At 41.9% G+C, this 18272-nt stretch carries 15 protein-coding genes; 10 read left to right on the top strand and 5 right to left on the bottom strand.

The genetic code is table 11. The features are described from left to right. The first annotated feature begins 6 nt into the window (after positions 1-6). From ACEQZT_RS04760 to ppk1, 3 genes are all read left to right on the top strand, one after another. Positions 7-1128 (top strand): amidohydrolase family protein, encoded by a 1122-nt coding sequence (locus tag ACEQZT_RS04760; protein WP_370087761.1) that lies wholly within the window; start codon positions 7-9, stop codon positions 1126-1128. A gap of 164 nt (positions 1129-1292) precedes the next feature. Further along, a complete protein-coding gene (gene mdh / locus ACEQZT_RS04765; protein ID WP_370087763.1) occupies positions 1293-2231 on the top strand; it encodes a malate dehydrogenase in 939 nt (312 codons plus the stop codon). 77 nt (positions 2232-2308) lie between these two features. Next, on the top strand, positions 2309-4408 hold the full coding sequence (gene ppk1, locus ACEQZT_RS04770) for a polyphosphate kinase 1 (protein ID WP_370087765.1): 2100 nt from the start codon (positions 2309-2311) through the stop codon (positions 4406-4408). On the opposite strand, the gene ACEQZT_RS04775 is transcribed toward ppk1, so the two are convergent. After that, complete coding sequence (locus ACEQZT_RS04775; RefSeq protein ID WP_370087767.1) at positions 4409-4792, bottom strand: hypothetical protein; 384 nt, start codon at positions 4790-4792, stop codon at positions 4409-4411. It abuts the gene before it with no gap. 87 nt (positions 4793-4879) lie between these two features. Continuing rightward, entirely contained in the window at positions 4880-5038 is a 159-nt protein-coding gene (locus ACEQZT_RS04780; RefSeq protein WP_370087769.1) for a DUF1328 domain-containing protein, read from the bottom strand. Positions 5039-5265: 227 nt separating this feature from the next. Here ACEQZT_RS04780 and ACEQZT_RS04785 point away from each other — a divergent pair, with 227 nt between their 5' ends. Continuing rightward, entirely contained in the window at positions 5266-5688 is a 423-nt protein-coding gene (locus ACEQZT_RS04785) for a hypothetical protein (protein WP_370087770.1), read from the top strand. Between the two features lie 69 nt (positions 5689-5757). Then, positions 5758-6213 carry a hypothetical protein gene (locus ACEQZT_RS04790; protein ID WP_370087772.1) on the top strand — a complete coding sequence of 152 codons (456 nt, stop codon included), beginning with the start codon at positions 5758-5760 and terminating at the stop codon, positions 6211-6213. 52 nt (positions 6214-6265) lie between these two features. On the opposite strand, the gene ACEQZT_RS04795 is transcribed toward ACEQZT_RS04790, so the two are convergent. After that, positions 6266-7105, bottom strand: a complete 840-nt coding sequence (locus ACEQZT_RS04795) for a M57 family metalloprotease (protein ID WP_370087774.1) — start codon at positions 7103-7105, stop codon at positions 6266-6268. A gap of 247 nt (positions 7106-7352) precedes the next feature. Here ACEQZT_RS04795 and ACEQZT_RS04800 point away from each other — a divergent pair, with 247 nt between their 5' ends. Beyond that, on the top strand, positions 7353-10127 hold the full coding sequence (locus ACEQZT_RS04800; protein WP_370087776.1) for a S8 family peptidase: 2775 nt from the start codon (positions 7353-7355) through the stop codon (positions 10125-10127). 26 nt (positions 10128-10153) lie between these two features. On the opposite strand, the gene ACEQZT_RS04805 is transcribed toward ACEQZT_RS04800, so the two are convergent. Further along, a complete protein-coding gene (locus tag ACEQZT_RS04805; protein WP_370087778.1) occupies positions 10154-10489 on the bottom strand; it encodes a single-stranded DNA-binding protein in 336 nt (111 codons plus the stop codon). A gap of 178 nt (positions 10490-10667) precedes the next feature. Between ACEQZT_RS04805 and ACEQZT_RS04810 the strand changes: the two genes are divergently transcribed. Continuing rightward, on the top strand, positions 10668-11024 hold the full coding sequence (locus ACEQZT_RS04810) for a hypothetical protein (RefSeq protein WP_370087780.1): 357 nt from the start codon (positions 10668-10670) through the stop codon (positions 11022-11024). A 3-nt stretch (positions 11025-11027) separates the two neighbouring features. On the opposite strand, the gene ACEQZT_RS04815 is transcribed toward ACEQZT_RS04810, so the two are convergent. Beyond that, the gene (locus tag ACEQZT_RS04815; RefSeq protein ID WP_370087782.1) at positions 11028-11393 is read right to left on the bottom strand and encodes a hypothetical protein; all 366 of its coding nucleotides are present in this window, start codon (positions 11391-11393) and stop codon (positions 11028-11030) included. 358 nt (positions 11394-11751) lie between these two features. On the opposite strand from ACEQZT_RS04815, the gene ACEQZT_RS04820 reads away from it, so the two are divergent. The 3 genes from ACEQZT_RS04820 (at position 11752) to ACEQZT_RS04830 (ending at position 18181) form a co-directional block, all read left to right on the top strand. Further along, entirely contained in the window at positions 11752-15510 is a 3759-nt protein-coding gene (locus ACEQZT_RS04820; RefSeq protein WP_370087784.1) for a GEVED domain-containing protein, read from the top strand. A gap of 77 nt (positions 15511-15587) precedes the next feature. Further along, entirely contained in the window at positions 15588-17489 is a 1902-nt protein-coding gene (locus ACEQZT_RS04825; protein WP_370087785.1) for a histidine kinase dimerization/phosphoacceptor domain -containing protein, read from the top strand. Further along, the gene (locus ACEQZT_RS04830) at positions 17486-18181 is read left to right on the top strand and encodes a LytR/AlgR family response regulator transcription factor (RefSeq protein WP_370087786.1); all 696 of its coding nucleotides are present in this window, start codon (positions 17486-17488) and stop codon (positions 18179-18181) included. The genes ACEQZT_RS04825 and ACEQZT_RS04830 overlap by 4 nt, the downstream gene beginning before the upstream one ends. Positions 18182-18272: the final 91 nt, after the last annotated feature.

The raw sequence follows: 18272 nt of genomic DNA on the forward strand, positions 1-18272 counted from the left end.
TCTGGAATGAAAAAGTGGATACTTGGTGGGTTGGCGATACTAATTTTCCTTGGGCTTACCTATTGGCTCATTGGTAAGATTCAGTACCGACTTAATGTGATGGACATAGAAGTTTATGAACCCGTCTCTTCACTCAAAGTCCCCGAGACGCTACTCAAAAGAGCCAAGTATCCATTTATTGATGTCCACAACCATCAGTGGTTCATGCCAGTACAGGATTTGGAGAAGCTTGTGGTGGAAATGGACTCCCTCAATATGGCTGTGATGGTCAATCTCAGTGGATTCAGGGGCAAGTTTCTGGAATGGTCTTTAGAAAATGTGAACAAACATTTTGGCAATCGTTTCGCTGTTTTTCTGAACATCAATTTTGAAAATCTGGATGATGAAGGCTGGCCTGAGGAACCAGTTCGGATGTTAGAAGAGGCCGTAGCAAATGGGGTGAAAGGACTAAAGGTGTATAAGGGCCTTGGTCTTACGGATAAAGACAATCAAGGCAATCGCATAGCTGTAAATGATCCGCGACTGGATGCCATTTGGTTCAAGTGTGGTGAACTAGGCATTCCTGTCCTGATTCACTCCGGAGAGCCAAACTCTTTCTGGAATCCAAAGGATCGATATAATGAAAGGTGGCTAGAGCTGAAGCAGTTTCCCTCACGCTATAGAGACCCTAAAAAGTATCCATCGTTTGAGGATGTCATGGCTGAGCAGCACAATGTGTTTCGAAAGCACCCAAATACTAAATTCATCAATGCACACTTAGGATGGTTTGGCAATGACTTGGCAAGGCTGGGAGCTCTATTTGACGAATTACCAAACGTTTACACTGAACTTGGAGCAGTAATCGCTGAACTTGGAAGACAACCTCGGTTTGCCCGTAAGTTTATGATTCAATATCAGGATCGGGTGATGATGGGGAAGGATACCTACAAAATGGAAGAGTACTATACTTACTTCCGAATACTGGAGACAACCGACGAATATTTTGATTATTACCGGAAACGTCACGCTCACTGGAAAATGTACGGGTTAGACCTGCCTGACAGTGTACTCAAAAAGATATACTATCAAAACGCACTCAACGTCATTCCAGGATTGGATCGGGGCTTGTTTGCAGGAGTTGATGAATAACGATCTACATGTAGCTATTTGAGACTATTACGGACCGGCTAAGCTTAGAAATCTGGAAGAAATCACAATCCTAATTCAACCGTCTGAAACGTCCTTTTCTCCTGCCTAATCACTACTTTTGCGCTTGAAAAAATTTATCTCAATTCATAAAACTAAAATAGATCATGAAGGTAACCGTAGTAGGCGCTGGAGCCGTAGGTGCAAGTTGTGCCGAATACATCGCAATCAAAGATTTCGCAGCGGAAGTTGTACTCATAGATATTAAAGAAGGTTTTGCTGAAGGTAAGGCCATGGATTTGATGCAAACGGCATCATTAAACAGCTTTGATACAAAGATCACCGGTACTACCAACGACTACACGAAAACAGCCAATAGTGACGTAGCGGTTATCACTTCAGGTATCCCTCGTAAGCCAGGTATGACTCGTGAAGAGCTAATCTCTACCAATGCCGGAATTGTAAAGTCAGTAGCTGAGAATTTGATCAAGCACTCACCAAATGTGATCATCATTGTGGTATCAAATCCAATGGATACGATGACTTATCTTGCTCACAAAGCACTGGGTCTTCCTAAGCATCGAATCATAGGTATGGGTGGCGCACTTGATTCTGCGAGGTTTAAGTACAGATTGTCAGAAGCATTAGACTGCCCTGCTTCAGATGTGGATGGAATGGTGATTGGTGGACACAGCGATACCGGCATGATTCCTTTGACCAGATTGGCAACTAGAAATAGTGTCCCTGTTTCTAAGTTTTTGAGTAAAGACAAACTAAACTACGTGCTGGAAGAAACCAAAGTGGGAGGTGCTACTTTGACGAAACTATTAGGTACTTCTGCTTGGTATGCACCGGGTGCTGCTGTATCTGCAATGGTACAAGCCATCGCGTGCGACACTAAGAAAATGTTCCCATGTTCATGCCTGCTAGAAGGGGAGTATGGATTGAATGATCTGTCTATTGGAGTGCCAGCTATCATAGGAAGAAATGGTATTGAGCAGATCGTGGAGATAGAGCTGGATAATGCTGAGAAAGCAAAACTGGAAGAAAGTGCTGCGGCAGTAAGCAAAACCAATGGCGTACTTTCCGAGATGAATATTATTTAAATTTTCAATTTTAAGATAATATTAAGCCTGTTCTGCATGTGGTAGGGCAGGCTTATTTTGTACAATATCGTATTCAAATGCACACTACGAACGACCTCATCAGTAATAGCGACTTGATCAGTCGGGATTTGAGCTGGCTGCAGTTCAATCATCGTGTGCTTGATCAGGCGCGAAAGGAGAAGCGAAATTTGTTCGAAAAGCTCAAGTTTCTGGCCATCACGTCCAGCAATGCGGATGAGTTTAACATGATTCGAGTAGGTAGTTTGTACAATTACCTGGATTATGGGAACGATCGGGTGGACTATTCCGGCCTCCAGGCGATCCCCTTTAAAAATGAATTGCTGTCTGGCTTGAAGGAGTTCGGGAAGCAGCAGAATCAACTTTTTATTGATCTCAAACCGGGTTTTAAAAAGCACAACTTTGACATCAGGGGATACGAAGAGCTAAGCGAGAAACAACAAAAATCAGCGAGTAGGTATTTTGAAAAAACCATTTTTCCGATGCTCACTCCGATGGTTTTTGACCCATACCACTCTTTCCCTATCCTGATGAACAACATCCTGATTTTCGGGGTGGTAACTAAGGCGGTAAAGTCAAGGGAAAAGAAGAAGATGTCTTTCATTCAGCTGCCTCAAAACCTGCCGCGTTTTTTTGAGATCAATGAAAAGGACAAGGTAACTTTTGTGCCGATCGAAAAGATTGTGCAACAGCACATGGATCGCATCTTCAAAAATGTTGAAATCATTTCCAGCTCGATATTTCGTGTGACTCGAAACGGAGACTTCACGTTGGAGGAATCTGAAGATATCGAGGCAAACTTTCTGGAGGAGATGAAGAAGAAGCTCAAGACCCGAAAGACTGGCAGAGTGGTGAGAATGGAAGTGCAGGAAGGCGCTGATCCTTGGCTGATAAAGCAGCTGAAAAAACGATACGAGATTGGAAACGAGAATGTAAACATTACCCCAGACGGCTCTCTGATTGACTTTACTTGCCTATGGCAGATTGTAAATCACGAAGATTTTGTTTCGTTTCTTCCGGTACGTCCTAAGCCGGCCCCACCTATAAGTATGAGTGACTTGGAACATCAGGATATGTTCAAAATCCTGAAAGACAGAGATATCCTGTTGCACCATCCTTACAATACCATTGAGCCTTTGTTAGACTTGCTGGATCAGGCGGCAGAAGATCCACATGTGCTATCCATAAAGCTCACCATCTATCGTCTAGCCAAAAATAGCAGAGTGGTAGAGGCTCTGTTAAAAGCAGCTGAAAACGGGAAGCACGTTTCGGTACTCTTTGAGGTGAAAGCACGTTTCGATGAGGAAAATAACATGAAGCAGGCTCAGAGGCTTCAAAAGGCAGGATGCTTTGTGATATACGGTGTAGGCTCGCTTAAAACACATACCAAGCTGTTATTGATCGTTCGCAAGGAGAAAGAGAAAGTGACCCGCTATGTGCATATGGGTAGCGGTAATTACAATGAGTCCACCGCTAAGTTGTACACGGATATAAGCCTGCTTACCTCAGATGAGTCTTATGTAAATGATGTGCAAGAATTCTTTAATGTAATCACCGGCCATTCTATGCCGGAGGATTATGACAATCTGATCACTGCGCCTACTCATATGAGACGGGACCTGATTGCATTGATCAATAATGAGAAGGAGAATGCATTAGCTGGAAAACCAAGTGGGATTGTGATTAAAATCAATTCTTTGCAGGATAAAGATGCAATCGAGTCTTTGTATAGCGCTTCGAAAGCCGGAGTGCCAATCAAGCTGATAGTGCGGGGTATTTGCTGCCTGCGTCCGGGAAGAGAAGGCCTGAGTGAAAATATACTTGTGCGCTCTATTGTAGGAGAGTACCTGGAGCATTCGAGGATATTCTACTTTCACAATGACAATGACCCGAAAGTTTATTGTGGAAGTGCAGACATGATGGTTCGTTCTTTTGATCGCAGGTTGGAATCACTTTTTATCATTAGTGACCCACTATTAAAGCAGCAGGCTATTAATATTTTGGCTTATAATCTCAAGGACAATGTGAACACCTATGAGATGAAGGAGGATGGTACATACGTACACCTTGAGCCAAATGGTGAGCGACCATTTGATATCCACCAAGAGTTTTACAAGGTAAAGCGTGAGGTGATTATGAGAGCTAAATTGTTTGTCTGATCAGCACTGAGCATCAATCATCCTTTTTATAAACTTCTCATTACCTGGTTCATTGAATTGAATAAACTTTCCATCGCTCTCAAGTAGCAAGTAGTTTTCATATTTGATGGTTAATGATTGGAAGGGCATGACCCATGAGTACGCCTGAAGTTTATGCCTGAAGTGTAAGATGATGCCTTTTGGTCTCAACTCAATGTTTGCAGTGGATTGATAATGATCGGCATTCATGTACTTTTTGTACTCCTCGCTCACAGCATGGATAGTCATTCGCTTCGATCCAATACCACCCATCCGTAAGCGCTCTCTCCAAGAAAAGGGTGAACCCACAGCTTTATCTATTTGCCGTGTAGTTTCTTTATCCGAGTACGAGGTGTCGTAAATCATTGAATGTTGAAAGCTACAGAAGGAATATCATTCCATATAGCATTTCGCAATCAACTTGCCCAGACGATTCATTTTCTTATTTGTCATCTATGTAAATAGATCTGAAATCAAAGAAATGATTAATAGGATAACGAAAAGGAAGAATAGGAAACGAGCAATTCCTGCTGCTCCTCGTGAAATTTTTGAAAATCCGAATAAGCCAGCGACCAGCGCCACTATTAAAAATATTAATGTCCACGTAAGCATGATATTGAATTTAAGTTGAAATGATGAGGATGATAGGAATATCGTGCCGTACGTGCATGCCTTCTGTAATGCCAAATTCCATTAGCTATTTATCTCAGATTGATTTCGTAATTCTCATTTTGAGAAACATTTTTAAGAGCGGTATCTGTTTATTGCCTTTTTTAAGCGATTTCCGTATTGGTACATTTTTTCTTGTTGAGTTAGCATAACGAAAAAATTGAAATACCATGAGATCTACAAACAGCTATTTAAGACTTACATTGAAATCACTTTCAATTCTGACATTAGTTTTCTTATTCGCCTGCTCTAATACCAAGGAAGGAGCAGAAGAGGATTTTGAGAATCAGAAACAAGAAATTGTTGCTGATCTTGAAAGAATGAAATCTAGTGTGGAAGATGCCATTGAGAAGGTTGAAGACGAATTGGATATCAACGAAGGCCCGGTAGAACGAACGCTGGAAGAAGCAAAGGCAAACCTTCTGCGAAAGAAGACTCAATTGGAAGAGTCTATTCGTAAAACAAAGGCCGCAACCAAAGAAAATTGGGAAGGTGTGAAATCGGAAGTAAATGAGGCAATGTCTGAAATTGGTGATGGGTTTGAAAAGGTGAAGCAGGACATAGAAGAGACAATCGACAATCTCGCTGAATAAAGTCATTATTCATTGCGATCAAAATATTTAAGTTTAATGTTCTTTGCTTATTAGACTTAAGTTTGATCTATGGATTTAGCATTTAAGAAAGAAGTTCATGATACATGTGTCAAATTACTCGAAGGCAAGATTGGGGACTTAGAAGCGGAGCTGGCTGCTGTAAGGGAATCTGCCATTTCTGAAACCAAAAGTAGCATGGGGGACAAGTATGAAACTGGTAGGGAAATGATGATGCAAGAGGGAAATAGGCTTAGCCATCAGCTCGATCTATATTTAAGTCAACTTGCCACATTAAAGTCCATAGATGCTGAAAAATCACTAGACCATGTAAAGAGTGGTAGTTTGATTCAAACAAACAAAGGATGGTTTTACATCAGTGCTCCAATAGGACAAGTTGTGCACAATGAAAAACGCATTTTTGTTATTTCTCCAAGTGCCCCTCTGGCAAAAGAAATGATGAATAAAGCAATAAATGACTCATTTACATTTAATGGCCAAGCCCAAACCATTGTTGATTTGATATAAAAAAAGCCGACTAAAAAGTCGGCTTTCATTTGGTGAGGGCAATTATTTGTAATTAATACAGATACTCAAGAGCTATTCTGTCGTAGTTACCAAATTCACCATCTTCGTTAGCGCTAAAGCAGCTAAGCATCAGTGAATTAGCATCGAAACCAGTTGGAGTACCTGGGATGTGTACAGCACCTACGCCACCAGATCCTTCGTTTCCACCAGATCCACAAGAAAGAGATCTGTTGAAGTAGTCAGTGTGACGAAGACCCAAGCAGTGACCGATCTCGTGACCGATTACGTGCTCAGTTGTGTTGGTTCCGTAGCTACTGGTTCCAGACAGGATTTGAACCCACTTATAAGGGTTGCCACCTGAAGGGAATCCAGCAGATCCTCCACCTCCACCACTTACTCGGTAAACCACAATGTCATATGCATTGTAATTAGTACCATAAGAAAGTGTGAAGTTTAGCCCAATGTTAAGAGCATTGTAGTTGTCAACAGCCCAAGAAAGAGCTGTTCTCATGGTGTTGTCTAGTGCGTTTGAACCTCCGGTGTATCCTAACACACGGATTGTTCTGTTATTACTCACTAGGTTGTTGGTTCGGTACTGCTCACCCACAGCACCAATGTGAAAGATGTCGCTGTTAAGCATATCTCTCATTTGAGTTTCGGGAATCAAGATATCGCCCTCCAGCTGATATTGCTTACTTGATTCTCCAGTAATAGGATTTCGATGGTTGATCATCTGGATGTCACTCACATCAAATCCTAGGTCAGCAAATTGAGCCAAAACCTCGTCTGAAATCACATCTGCTGTTGGCTCATCCTCAGATGTACAAGAGGTGAAACCGAATGCTAGAAACATTACTAGCACGCTCCATAGCGCATAATTTAATCTTCTCATAATAATATTAGGTTAAACATATAGTGCCAATATAAATATTCTGATTTAAGAAATAAAAACAATATTCTATTTTTTATCAACATTATCAATTGATAAACAGAAGAATATTTTGATTGATATAAAAAATATCCAATTTTTTTTCTTAAAAATTAAAATGAGAGATATTTAATATTAAAAATGTGCATTAATCGAAGAATAATATTTTTTCATCGATGATATGTGGTGTTTTGTCTAATTTGGCAAACCTATGAGAGGTGTTGTTTTAAGTATGCTTCTGTTTGTTTGGTGCAGTGTGCTTTTCGCGCAAAAGCCTGACAGCTGGAGCACTATTAAAAAGAATGAAGTTACTAGTCAGGTCGAGCCAAATACATACTATCTGATTGAAGGTGATTTGGCTTTGATTCGAAAAGAAAATCCTGATTTAGAAGTCTGGAGGATTCTAGATAAGGATCATCATATTGTGAGTGGAATTTTAGATAGTCCGTCGAATCACGCTTGGACTGCTGATGATAGATGGAAGTTGAATTTGGCTCGTGATGAATCAAACCTTTTTAAAATCGTGACCAGACCAGGAACGAACCTTAATCTGCCGGATGAACTCAGAGTAATCCGTACATTTCCAGATAGGAATACAATTATTGTAGAAGGTGATCGGTCAAAGGTGATTGATGCGCTTCTTCCAAAACCAGAGGTGGTACACATAACTAATCGAGCTTTGACACCTTCGGTTGAGAGTAGGGTGATCGATTTGAACTTGAATCCTAATCGTGTAAATAAGGTGCATCATTTTTTTCCTGTATTAAATGGCTCCACAGAAACCGTATCCATACAAGAAAATAGATTTAACGAAGATGATATAGATCTCTTGAATAGAACTGTAGCTTCAGGTCTGGAAAGTGAGACTATAGATAATCACGCAACAGAAATGGCCACCGTGATTGCGGGTAGGGGAAACTCATTCGTGACTGGGCGTGGAGTGGCCCAAAGTGCAAAGATTACCTCTTCGAGTTTTGATGATGTGATGCCTGACTCGGATGCTTCTTACACGGATCTGTCCATTCTGACTCAGAATCACTCATATGGAATTACCGATGATACGAGCCACTATGGTGTAGAGGCTCGTGCATTTGATTTGAGCGCCGTAAATAATCCAAATCTGCTGCATGTTTTTTCAAGTGGTAATGGTGGTGCCGGAGTTGCCAATGGCGGTAATTACCACGGAATCACAGGATATGCAAATCTGACCGGTAATATAAAGATGTCTAAAAACTCATTGGTGGTTGGGTCTGTAGATACACTGGGTAATGTACCTGGCTTTGTGTCCAGAGGGCCGACTTACGATGGGCGTATCAAACCCGAGGTGGTGTCGTATAGTGTTGTCGGAAGTTCTAATTCTGCAGCACTTACATCCGGAGTTGCCACATTGCTTCAGCAGCAATATAGAATTGACAATAGCTCAGATATGCCTTCAGCCTTAGTAAAGGCTTTATTGATTAATTCAGCAGAAGATGTAGGTGCAGCCGGTCCTGATTTTTTCACTGGGTTTGGAAATTTGAATGCATGGAGAAGCCTTCAAGCACTGCAAGGCATGCAATATTTTAATGGATTAGTTACTAATGGCAATACCACCTCGTTTATCCTGGCAGGAATCCCCGCCGATGCAGTTAACCTGAAGGTGACGCTCGTCTGGACTGATCCACCGGCTAATGTGGATGATTTTGAAGCGCTGGTTAATGATTTGGATCTTCGGCTGGTAAGTGGAGGAGCAACTACCACTTTGCCGTGGGTTTTGGACACGAACCCTGATGCGGATGATCTTTCCAAGCCCGCAACCCGTGGTGTAGACAATCTAAATAATGTAGAGCAAGTGACCATAGCAAATCCCGAAACTTCATATACTATAGAGGTAGAGGGGAGCATGGTTACTGGATCACAGGACTTTTACTTAGCATGGCAGTACGATATTGCCGATAGCTTCGAATGGGATTTTCCAACGGGAAGTGACAATATGCCTTATAATGGAGAAACGGGATCGTATTTCCGTTGGTCTACAGCAAAAAGTGGTATTGGAGAACTAGCCTATACTATCGATGATACAAACTGGATTGTACTCGATTCTGAAGTTGATGTAGAGAGAGGCTACTGGCGTTGGAATAGTCCGCCATCCATTGGAGATGAGGTTCGGGCACGAATGCAAATTGGAGGAGAATTTTTTGAAACAGATCTTTTCACAGTATCTGAGCCTCTAAAAGCAAGGGTTGGATTTAATTGCGGTGACTCACTTATGCTACGGTGGCATCCGGCTATCAATGCAGATGATTACACTGTATTCAATCTAGGTGAGGAGCAATTAGAAGAGATAACCACTGTAATGGATACTTTTTTGGTGATAGATAATATCAGCTCACTTGCAGACCGAAGGTTTTCAATCAGACCAAATTTATCAGGTGGCAAAAGCCTTCTACCGACTCCTACCTTCGACTATTCCCTGCAGGGAGTTGGGTGCTATCTGTTTTCTTTTTTTCAGACGATAGCGTTAGATACTGGCATTTATTTAAACCTGTCACTAGGAACGATCGCAGGGATTGATGAAATCATTCTGGAGAGAAATAATCTATATGAATACGTAGAAATAGCCAGGCTAAGTGAACTTTCTGAGACTATTTCATACCTGGACAAATCACCTAATCAAGGATACAATGAACATCGAGCTACCATCAGGTTTATTAATGGGGAGGAGTTGACCTTGTCTGCCGGTACTTCTTTTTATCTCACAGAGATTCCAGTGAGGGTTTTTCCGAATCCCGCTCAATCGGGTGAGTTTATAAGTATCATAACCCGGCAATTCGAAGAGCGTACTCCGGTGTTGGAACTGATTGATCATAATGGAGCGCTCATTCACTCTCAGCTGGTTCAAGGGACTCAGGATGTTATCGGTACGGAAGCATTACGATCCGGCATTTATATTTATCGGTTAAAAGCTGACGGAGTAATTTATACAGGAAGGATATTAATAAGGTAGGGGAGGCGGACCTCCCCTGATTTGATTTAATCTTTTTTGCCCATCATGAGCAATTCATTCAGGTTAATCTCAGTGACGTATTTCTTCACTCCATCCTTTTCATAGGATCGGTTGATCAGCTTGCCTTCCATAGCTATTTCACTCCCCTTATGCAGATAGTTTTCTACTACATCTACTTTCTTGCCCCATACTACGACGTTGTGCCATTGAGTATCCGTCACTTTTTCACCTTTGTTGTTGTAATAGGTTTCATTGGTGGCGAGTGAGAAGGTTGCCATTTTCTTACCACTTTCAAAAGATCTAACCTCTGGTTCGTTACCTAATCTACCAATTAGTTGTACGCTGTTTTTTAAACTTGTCATGATTGTAAAATTTTAATTTTTAAATATTTCATCGTTGGTAGATGAATTTGTCGTTTGACGATGGCAAAGGTTGATTAGGAAGGAAACGTTATTCGGTTTTTAAATATTTGTAGTCATTTATTATCCGTTTGTAGTCGTTTGTAATTGGATTTGTATCTGAATATCAATACTTTAGAATATGGAAAAAAGAGAATGTCCTGAGTGTGGAAGATCAGTTCAGGGTCGGATAGACAAAAAATTCTGCTCGGATGCCTGCCGAAATGCATATAATAATAAGGTTAATTCTGCGGCTACCAATTACATGCGAAATGTGAATAATACACTAGCGAAAAACAGGAGAATCTTAGCTGAAATGAATCCGGACGGCAAGAGGAAAACTCATAAGGATAAGCTCCTAAAAAAGGGGTTTGATTTCGATTACCACACAAATACTTATACCACCAAGGCAGGTGATACTTATCACTTTTGCTATGAGCAAGGCTACTTAATGTTGGACGAGGGATTTGTTTTGCTAGTAGAACGAAAAGAAGATTAGCGTTTACCAGGTCGCATGATCCAGGTTTGCATCTACAATCGTGGTTGAGTCTGATTTGATCTCAAATGGGTGGCATATACACTTATCAGGACATTGAATTAATGTGCACACAATCTCATCTCCATCCTTTAAGAATAGACTATACTGACCAGGAGGAAGACTGGTGGAATACACGCCTTCTTCATTTGATCTTAATTGCTTTACCAGAAGTGCTTCATCAAAACTTTCTGCTAGTTGAGTGATGAGAATAGTCGCTGCGATAGGTTTTGGTTCACATGGAGTCACGCCTGGCCCGGGCATACAGTTTCCTTCATACAGCCCTATTGTTCCAGCCAATATTCCTTCCTTGCTATCTGTGCGTTGAGCCATGCATGATACCATTGTAAACAAGACGATTAATAAAGTGTTATAAGTGTGTTTACGCATAACGTATTTTAAATGTATTGTATCAATTTCTATGGAATTTAGGAAAATTCGTCTATTCAAATATCTATTTCATCGACAGAATGAAACTTTCATTATCATTTGATAATCCATTTTTGTCATGTTTTTGTACAAACACAATCAAGTGTGTTTGGTTGAATTTATTTTTGAAGAATTAAATTCTATTTAAATACAAATAACAGAATAATTTATTGAATTAGTTTTTTAAGGACGAAGGTTATTGGAAGTCCCTGAAAAATACCTTTATATTCGTCGGATTAATTGATAACCTAATCGTTTTATTATGAGAAGAAACAAGCGACAGGTTAAGGCGTTGTTGCTAGCCTTTGCCGTGTCCACTACGATGACTTTTGCTCAGACTTTACAACAGAAGCAAGAGATAAGCAGCAAATACGACAAAACAAAACTTACCCAACTAAAACAAGACTTTGCTCAGAAAGAGAACAGTCGAAAAGCCCAGGCCATCAACATGGCATCTCTACGAGGTTGGGAAATTCTTAAACCAAATTCAGACGGTTCTGTAGATGAATTGGTAGCAGTCTCAAAAGATGGTCAACCGATTTATTACACTGTTTACAATGCGGATGCAGCGAGATCTACTCGAGCTAACCACCTGAACATTGGAGGTTCGTTAGGGTTAAGTCTTGATGGTCAGAACATGACCGCTCATGTGTGGGATGGTGGAGCTACCAGAGTCACTCATCAGGAGTTTGATGGACCTGGTGGAAACAATCGTGTAACGATAAATGACGGTGTGACTACTTTGAATGGAAATAGCTTCCATGCTCAGCACGTAACAGGAACCATCGTAGCTTCTGGTGTGCAGGCAGCTGCAAAAGGTATGGCTCCTCAAGCAAGAGCGCTTACGCATGATTGGAACAATGACTTATCTGAGGCTACCGCTGAGGCGTCTGCAGGTATGCTTCTTTCCAACCACTCGTATGGATACCGAGCTAATCTAGTGCCAGACTGGTACTTTGGAGCTTATTTGGAAGAGTCCAGAGATTGGGATGCATTAATGTACAACTCACCATACTACCTAATGGTGGTTGCTGCCGGTAACGACGGTAACGACAACTCATCAAATGCACAACCACTTGCAGGACAGTCAGCTTATGACAAGCTAACCGGACACTCTACCTCAAAAAACAACATGGTTGTAGCTAATGGTCAGGATGCCAACGTAAACAACGATGGTACTTTCAACTCTGTAGTGATCAACAGTAGCAGTAGTGAAGGTCCTACAGATGATTACAGAATTAAGCCTGATATCACTGGTAATGGTACTGGAGTTTACTCCACGTATGACAACAGTGACGTGGCTTACAATTCAATCAGTGGTACTTCCATGGCTTCTCCGAATGTGACCGGAACTCTTCTATTGCTTCAGCAGCATTACAACAATGTGAATGGATCATTCATGAGAGCAGCTACACTTAAAGGATTGGCACTACATACAGCTGACGATGCAGGTATTTCTGGTCCGGATGCTGTTTATGGATGGGGACTTTTGAATGCTAAAAAAGCAGCTGAGGTAATCAGCTCTAATGGTGGAGCTTCAATCGTTTCGGAGCTAACACTTACCCCAGGCCAAACATATACATTGAATGTTGATTCTGATGGAAGCAGCCCATTGATGGCATCTATCTCATGGACAGATCCTGCGGGTACAGCAAACACTGGAACAGCTAACCAAACTACTCCTGTTCTTGTAAACGACCTTGATATCAGAGTTTCTAAAGGTGGTACCACTTACAATCCGTATCGATTGACAGGTGTAAACTCAAACGGAACTGGTGATAATAATGTAGATCCATATGAGCGAGTAGATATCGCTAGTGCAACTGGTTCTTACACGATCACTGTTACCCACAAAGGATCTCTTTCTGGAGGTAGTCAAAACTATTCTTTGATCGTAACTGGTCTGGGAGCATCTGTACCTTGTACAGCTACTACTCCAACTGGTCTTTCTGCATCTAACGTAGGATCGTCTACAGCTTCACTTTCCTGGAATGCTGTTGCAGGAGCCACTTATGATGTACGATACAGACAAACCGGAACTTCAACATGGACAACTCAAGCTTCTTCTGGAGCATCTGCAAGTCTTTCAGGACTCACACCTTTGACTCAGTATGAAGCTCAGGTTAGAAGCAAGTGTTCTGATGGTTCAAACTCTTCTTACTCTAGCTCGGTGAACTTTACTACCACTGAAGTACAGCTTAACTACTGTGCATCGAATGGTAACAACACCAATGATGAGTATATCAGCAGAGTACAAATTGGAACGATTGATAATAGCACCGGAGCTTCTTCTGGTGGTTACGGTGACTTCACTGGCCAATCAACGAATCTTGCAAAAAATGCTTCTGCGACTATCACTGTAACTCCTACCTGGACTGGAACAGTTTACAACGAAGCATACAGCGTTTGGATTGACTACAACAAGGATGGTGACTTTACTGATGCTGGAGAGCAAGTGTGGACACAGTCTGCAACACAAACTACTCCGGTTTCCGGAAGCTTCACGGTACCAAGTAGTGCTGTGGAAGGAAATACTCGAATGAGAGTTTCCATGAAATACAATGGCATCCCAACAGCTTGTGAGTCGTTCCAGTATGGTGAAGTAGAGGATTACACAGTAAACATTACAGGAAGTGCTGGAGATACTCAGGCACCATCTGTACCTACAAACCTTTCTGCATCAAGTGTAACTCAGACTAGTCTTACACTTAGCTGGACTGCTTCTACTGACAATGTAGGCGTGACCGGATATGATGTTTATCAGGGAGGTACCAACATTGGATCAGTAACAGGAACTACAGCTAATGTAACCGGCCTTACTGCTAGTACAACTTATTCGTTCACAGTGAGAGCTAAAGATGCTGCTGGAAATGTTTCTGCTGCAAGTGCTGCTCTGAATGTGACTACTCAAAGCGCAGGTATGAGTTGTCCAACAACTGCAACACTTCCATATGCACAAGGATTTGAGGTGAATGACGGATGGACTCAGGTAACCGGTGATGATGGTAACTGGGTGCGAGATGCAAACGGAACACCTTCATCAAATACAGGACCAAGCTCAGCAGTGGAAGGATCTTACTACATGTTCCTTGAGGCGTCTACCAACGGTAGCACAGGTCAGATAGGAAGTAATGCAACTGCAATTCTTGAAAGTCCTTGCTTTGATCTTTCAGGTGAAAGTGCTGCAACCTTCTCATTCCAGTACCACATGTACGGAAGCAACGTAGGTTCGCTTACTGCACAAGCTTCTACTGATGGAAACAATTGGACAAACATCTGGACACTTTCAGGAAACCAGGGTAACTCATGGCAGTCAGCTAGTATTGATCTTGCTTCTTACCTGGGTGCTGATGTGAAACTTAGAATGGTAGGAACTACCGGAAATGGATGGTCTAGTGATATTGCTATCGATGACCTAAGAGTAAATGCAGGAGGTGGAAACACAACTGTTACGCTTACCATTACACTGGATAACTACCCTGAAGAAACTAGCTGGCAGATCAGAGATGGTGGTACTGTGGTTGCTTCTGGCGGAACCTACGGTTCACAGCCTGATGGCTCTACAATTACTGAGAACATCTCTCTAGCTGCAGGATGCTATGATTTTGTGATCAACGATTCTTACGGTGACGGAATCTGCTGTTCTTATGGAAACGGATCTTACAGCCTGACTGACGGTGGAACTACGCTCGCTTCGGGTGGAGCATTCGGTTCCAGTGAGACTACTGCTTTCTGCGTAGGTGGAGCAACTAGCTCATATGCTACTCAGTCATCTGCTTCTGTAGGTGCCCCTGTAAGCGTGAATATGTATCCAAACTATAGAGTTGGAGATAGACTAAACGTTGTGTCTACACGTCATGAGGTATCTTACTCAATCACCAATCTTAACGGACAAATTGTTGACAGAGGTCAGTTGGTAGATGGTAAAGCTTATGTTGGCAACCTGGATGCAGGCATGTACATGATTCACCTTGTAGATGAAGGTGGTAAGTCTGTCATGAAGAAATTCGTAAAAGAATAATTTAGACCTAACCTAATCGAAAGCCCTGTCTGCCTTGCGGATGGGGCTTTTTGTTTTTATTCGATTATTTTTATCTCATGCGAAATCTGCTGGCCAGCCTGATTATAATTTTTGGATTCTTTACCGCCTATTCTCAAAACCTTCAGTTGATACGCTCGCTTACTGATTCCGCAGATCAAGTAGCCGATGATAGCCTACGAGCCTGTATCTACTCTGACCTCAACTACCAATGGGCGGAATACAATTTTGACTCGGCATGGCATTACGCAAACAGGGTGTTGGATATTGGAAAGCAACTGGATGACCCGGTGCTGATAGGAAAGGGACTTAGAGCACAAGGCCTTGCTTTTGATTATCAAAACAACTTTGATTCGGCCATTTACTTTTACCAAAAGGCAGCCGATCATTCTTTCAAATATGGAGACCCGCTAGGAGCGGCCAACGCTGTTTTTAATCTGGGAGTGGTTCATTCTTTTAAGGGTGAACTGGAAAAGGCCCTGGAGAAATACAAGGAAGCAGCTATTACGTATGAAGCACTGGAGGATTTACGGATGTTGGGCATTTTGCACAACAATATGGGCATCATCTACCGAAAGACTGAAAAGTATGAGTTAGCCAAGCAGTCCTACAAAAAATCATTGGCTATTAAGCAAATCAGAGAAGATAAAAATGGCACCCTCAATACACTTACCAATATCAGTGCGGTGTGCCGTTTTCTGAATCAATACGACAGCTCCATTCATTATTCAAATAAAGCCTTGGTTTTAGCCAGTGAAATGCAAAATGCTACCGCATACCTGCACGAATTAATCAACCTTGCGATTGCTCATGAAGCACTTGACAATCGGAATGCCGCAGCAAAATACTACGAAGAAGCAGCTGCTTTACTCCATGAGGATAGCCCGTACGATACCAAAGCCCAGGTGCTCAATGCGCTTGCCCTTTTTTATTACGAGCAAAATGATTTGGGGCAGTCGCTTAAGTATCTGAACCAGATGGGAGAGGTGGTGAATGAGGAAGTGAAGCCTGATATTGCCTATGAATACAACAACCTGGCCGCCAGTGTGCATGAAAAGCTAGGCAACTCCAATCAGGCACTCGCTCATTTGAAAAAGGCGGTTCAGCAAAAGGAGCAACTGTGGGACAATGAAGTGCTATCCAAAACCACTGAACTGGAACAACTCTACGAAAAGGAGAAAAGAGAGACAGAGATTTCAAAGTTACATGCTGAAACGCAACTCCAAACCCTTGCGCTGAGCAAGAAGGATCAGCAGCGAAACGGGTTAATTGTATTTGCCATTCTGCTGGCTATCGTGGCAGGGTTAGCTTTTTTTATGTTCCGTCAGAAGCGAAAATCGCTCAGTGAAAAAGAGATGTTGATTCAGGAAATCCACCATCGGGTGAAAAACAACCTGCAGGTGATATCCAGCCTATTAAAACTGCAGGCAGGAAACCTGGAAGATGAAGCAGCACAAAAGGCGGTAAGAGAGGGAGAAAACAGGGTGAAAGCTATGGCATTGATTCATCAGCGACTTTATGGTACTACCGACCTGAAAGGAGTGGATGCACAGGATTACTTTGAAAACCTGCTGTCAGAGCTGTTTTATTCTTTTGGCGTCAATGAAGAACTGATTGATTATCAAGTACATTCGTCAGGAATTAAGCTTGACATTGACACAGTCATTCCTTTGGGACTTATCGTAAATGAGCTGATTACCAACACCCTGAAATACGCTTTCGACCAAACCAAGAGGGATGGAAAAATCACCATTTCACTGTTCGAAGAAAATAATCAATTAGTGGTTTCGGTAGCGGACAATGGAAAAGGTGTGGATGAATCCATGTTATCATCATCAGATTCTTTTGGCTGGAAAATGATCAAATCCCTTTCCAGAAAACTGGAGGCAGAAATACGTATTTTAAATGAGGAAGGCACGTGTGTGCAACTAACCCTTTCGCAATACAAACTGGTCGCATGAGCAAACCAACCATAGTAGTGGTGGAGGATGAACCACTGATCTCCGACGATATTGTAGATACCCTCGAACGGCACGGGTATGAAATAGTAGCATCCTTTTTGAATGGGGTCAAAGCCCTGGATTTTTTTGAAAGTAATACAGCTGATTTAGCCATTCTGGATGTCAACATTGATGGCAGGATGGATGGAATAGAGCTATCCAAACAGCTAAACATTCCCTTCATTTTCTTAACCTCCTATTACGATCAAAAGACACTGGACAGGGCCAAGCAAGTCAACCCATCCGGCTACATTGTGAAGCCTTTTAATGAGCGCGATCTCATTGCCAACGTGGAGATTGCACTGTCAAGAAGGAGAGAAAAGGAAGTAGTGAAGAAAGCTCCCGAAAAGTTATTTCTGAAAAACGGTCAGGAGATTGTATCCGTGATGTCCTCAGATATCGTGTATGTGGAGGCGTTTGACAATTACGCAAATGTCTTCACGGAAAAGGACAAATTCATCATCAGTCATACACTGAAGAGTGTGGAGGAAAAACTTCTGCCTTTCGGCTTCATGCGTATTCATAGATCCTACCTCATCAATTTTGCTCATGTGGACTCACTTTCAGAAGGCTATGTTTTTCTGAAAGGACACAAGGTGCATCTCGGCAAATCATATCGAAAGGACTTTATGGATGGTCTGAGCATGCTCTAAATGCATACTTCTTTGAAAGGTACCTTCACTAAAAAAATCTATCCCTTCACTAAATACCGATTTTAGGGTTGGTCATTCAGAGGCAATTTGA

The sequence above is a fragment of the Ekhidna sp. genome (assembly GCF_964218185.1).
Taxonomy (GTDB): Bacteria; Bacteroidota; Bacteroidia; order Cytophagales; family Cyclobacteriaceae; genus Ekhidna.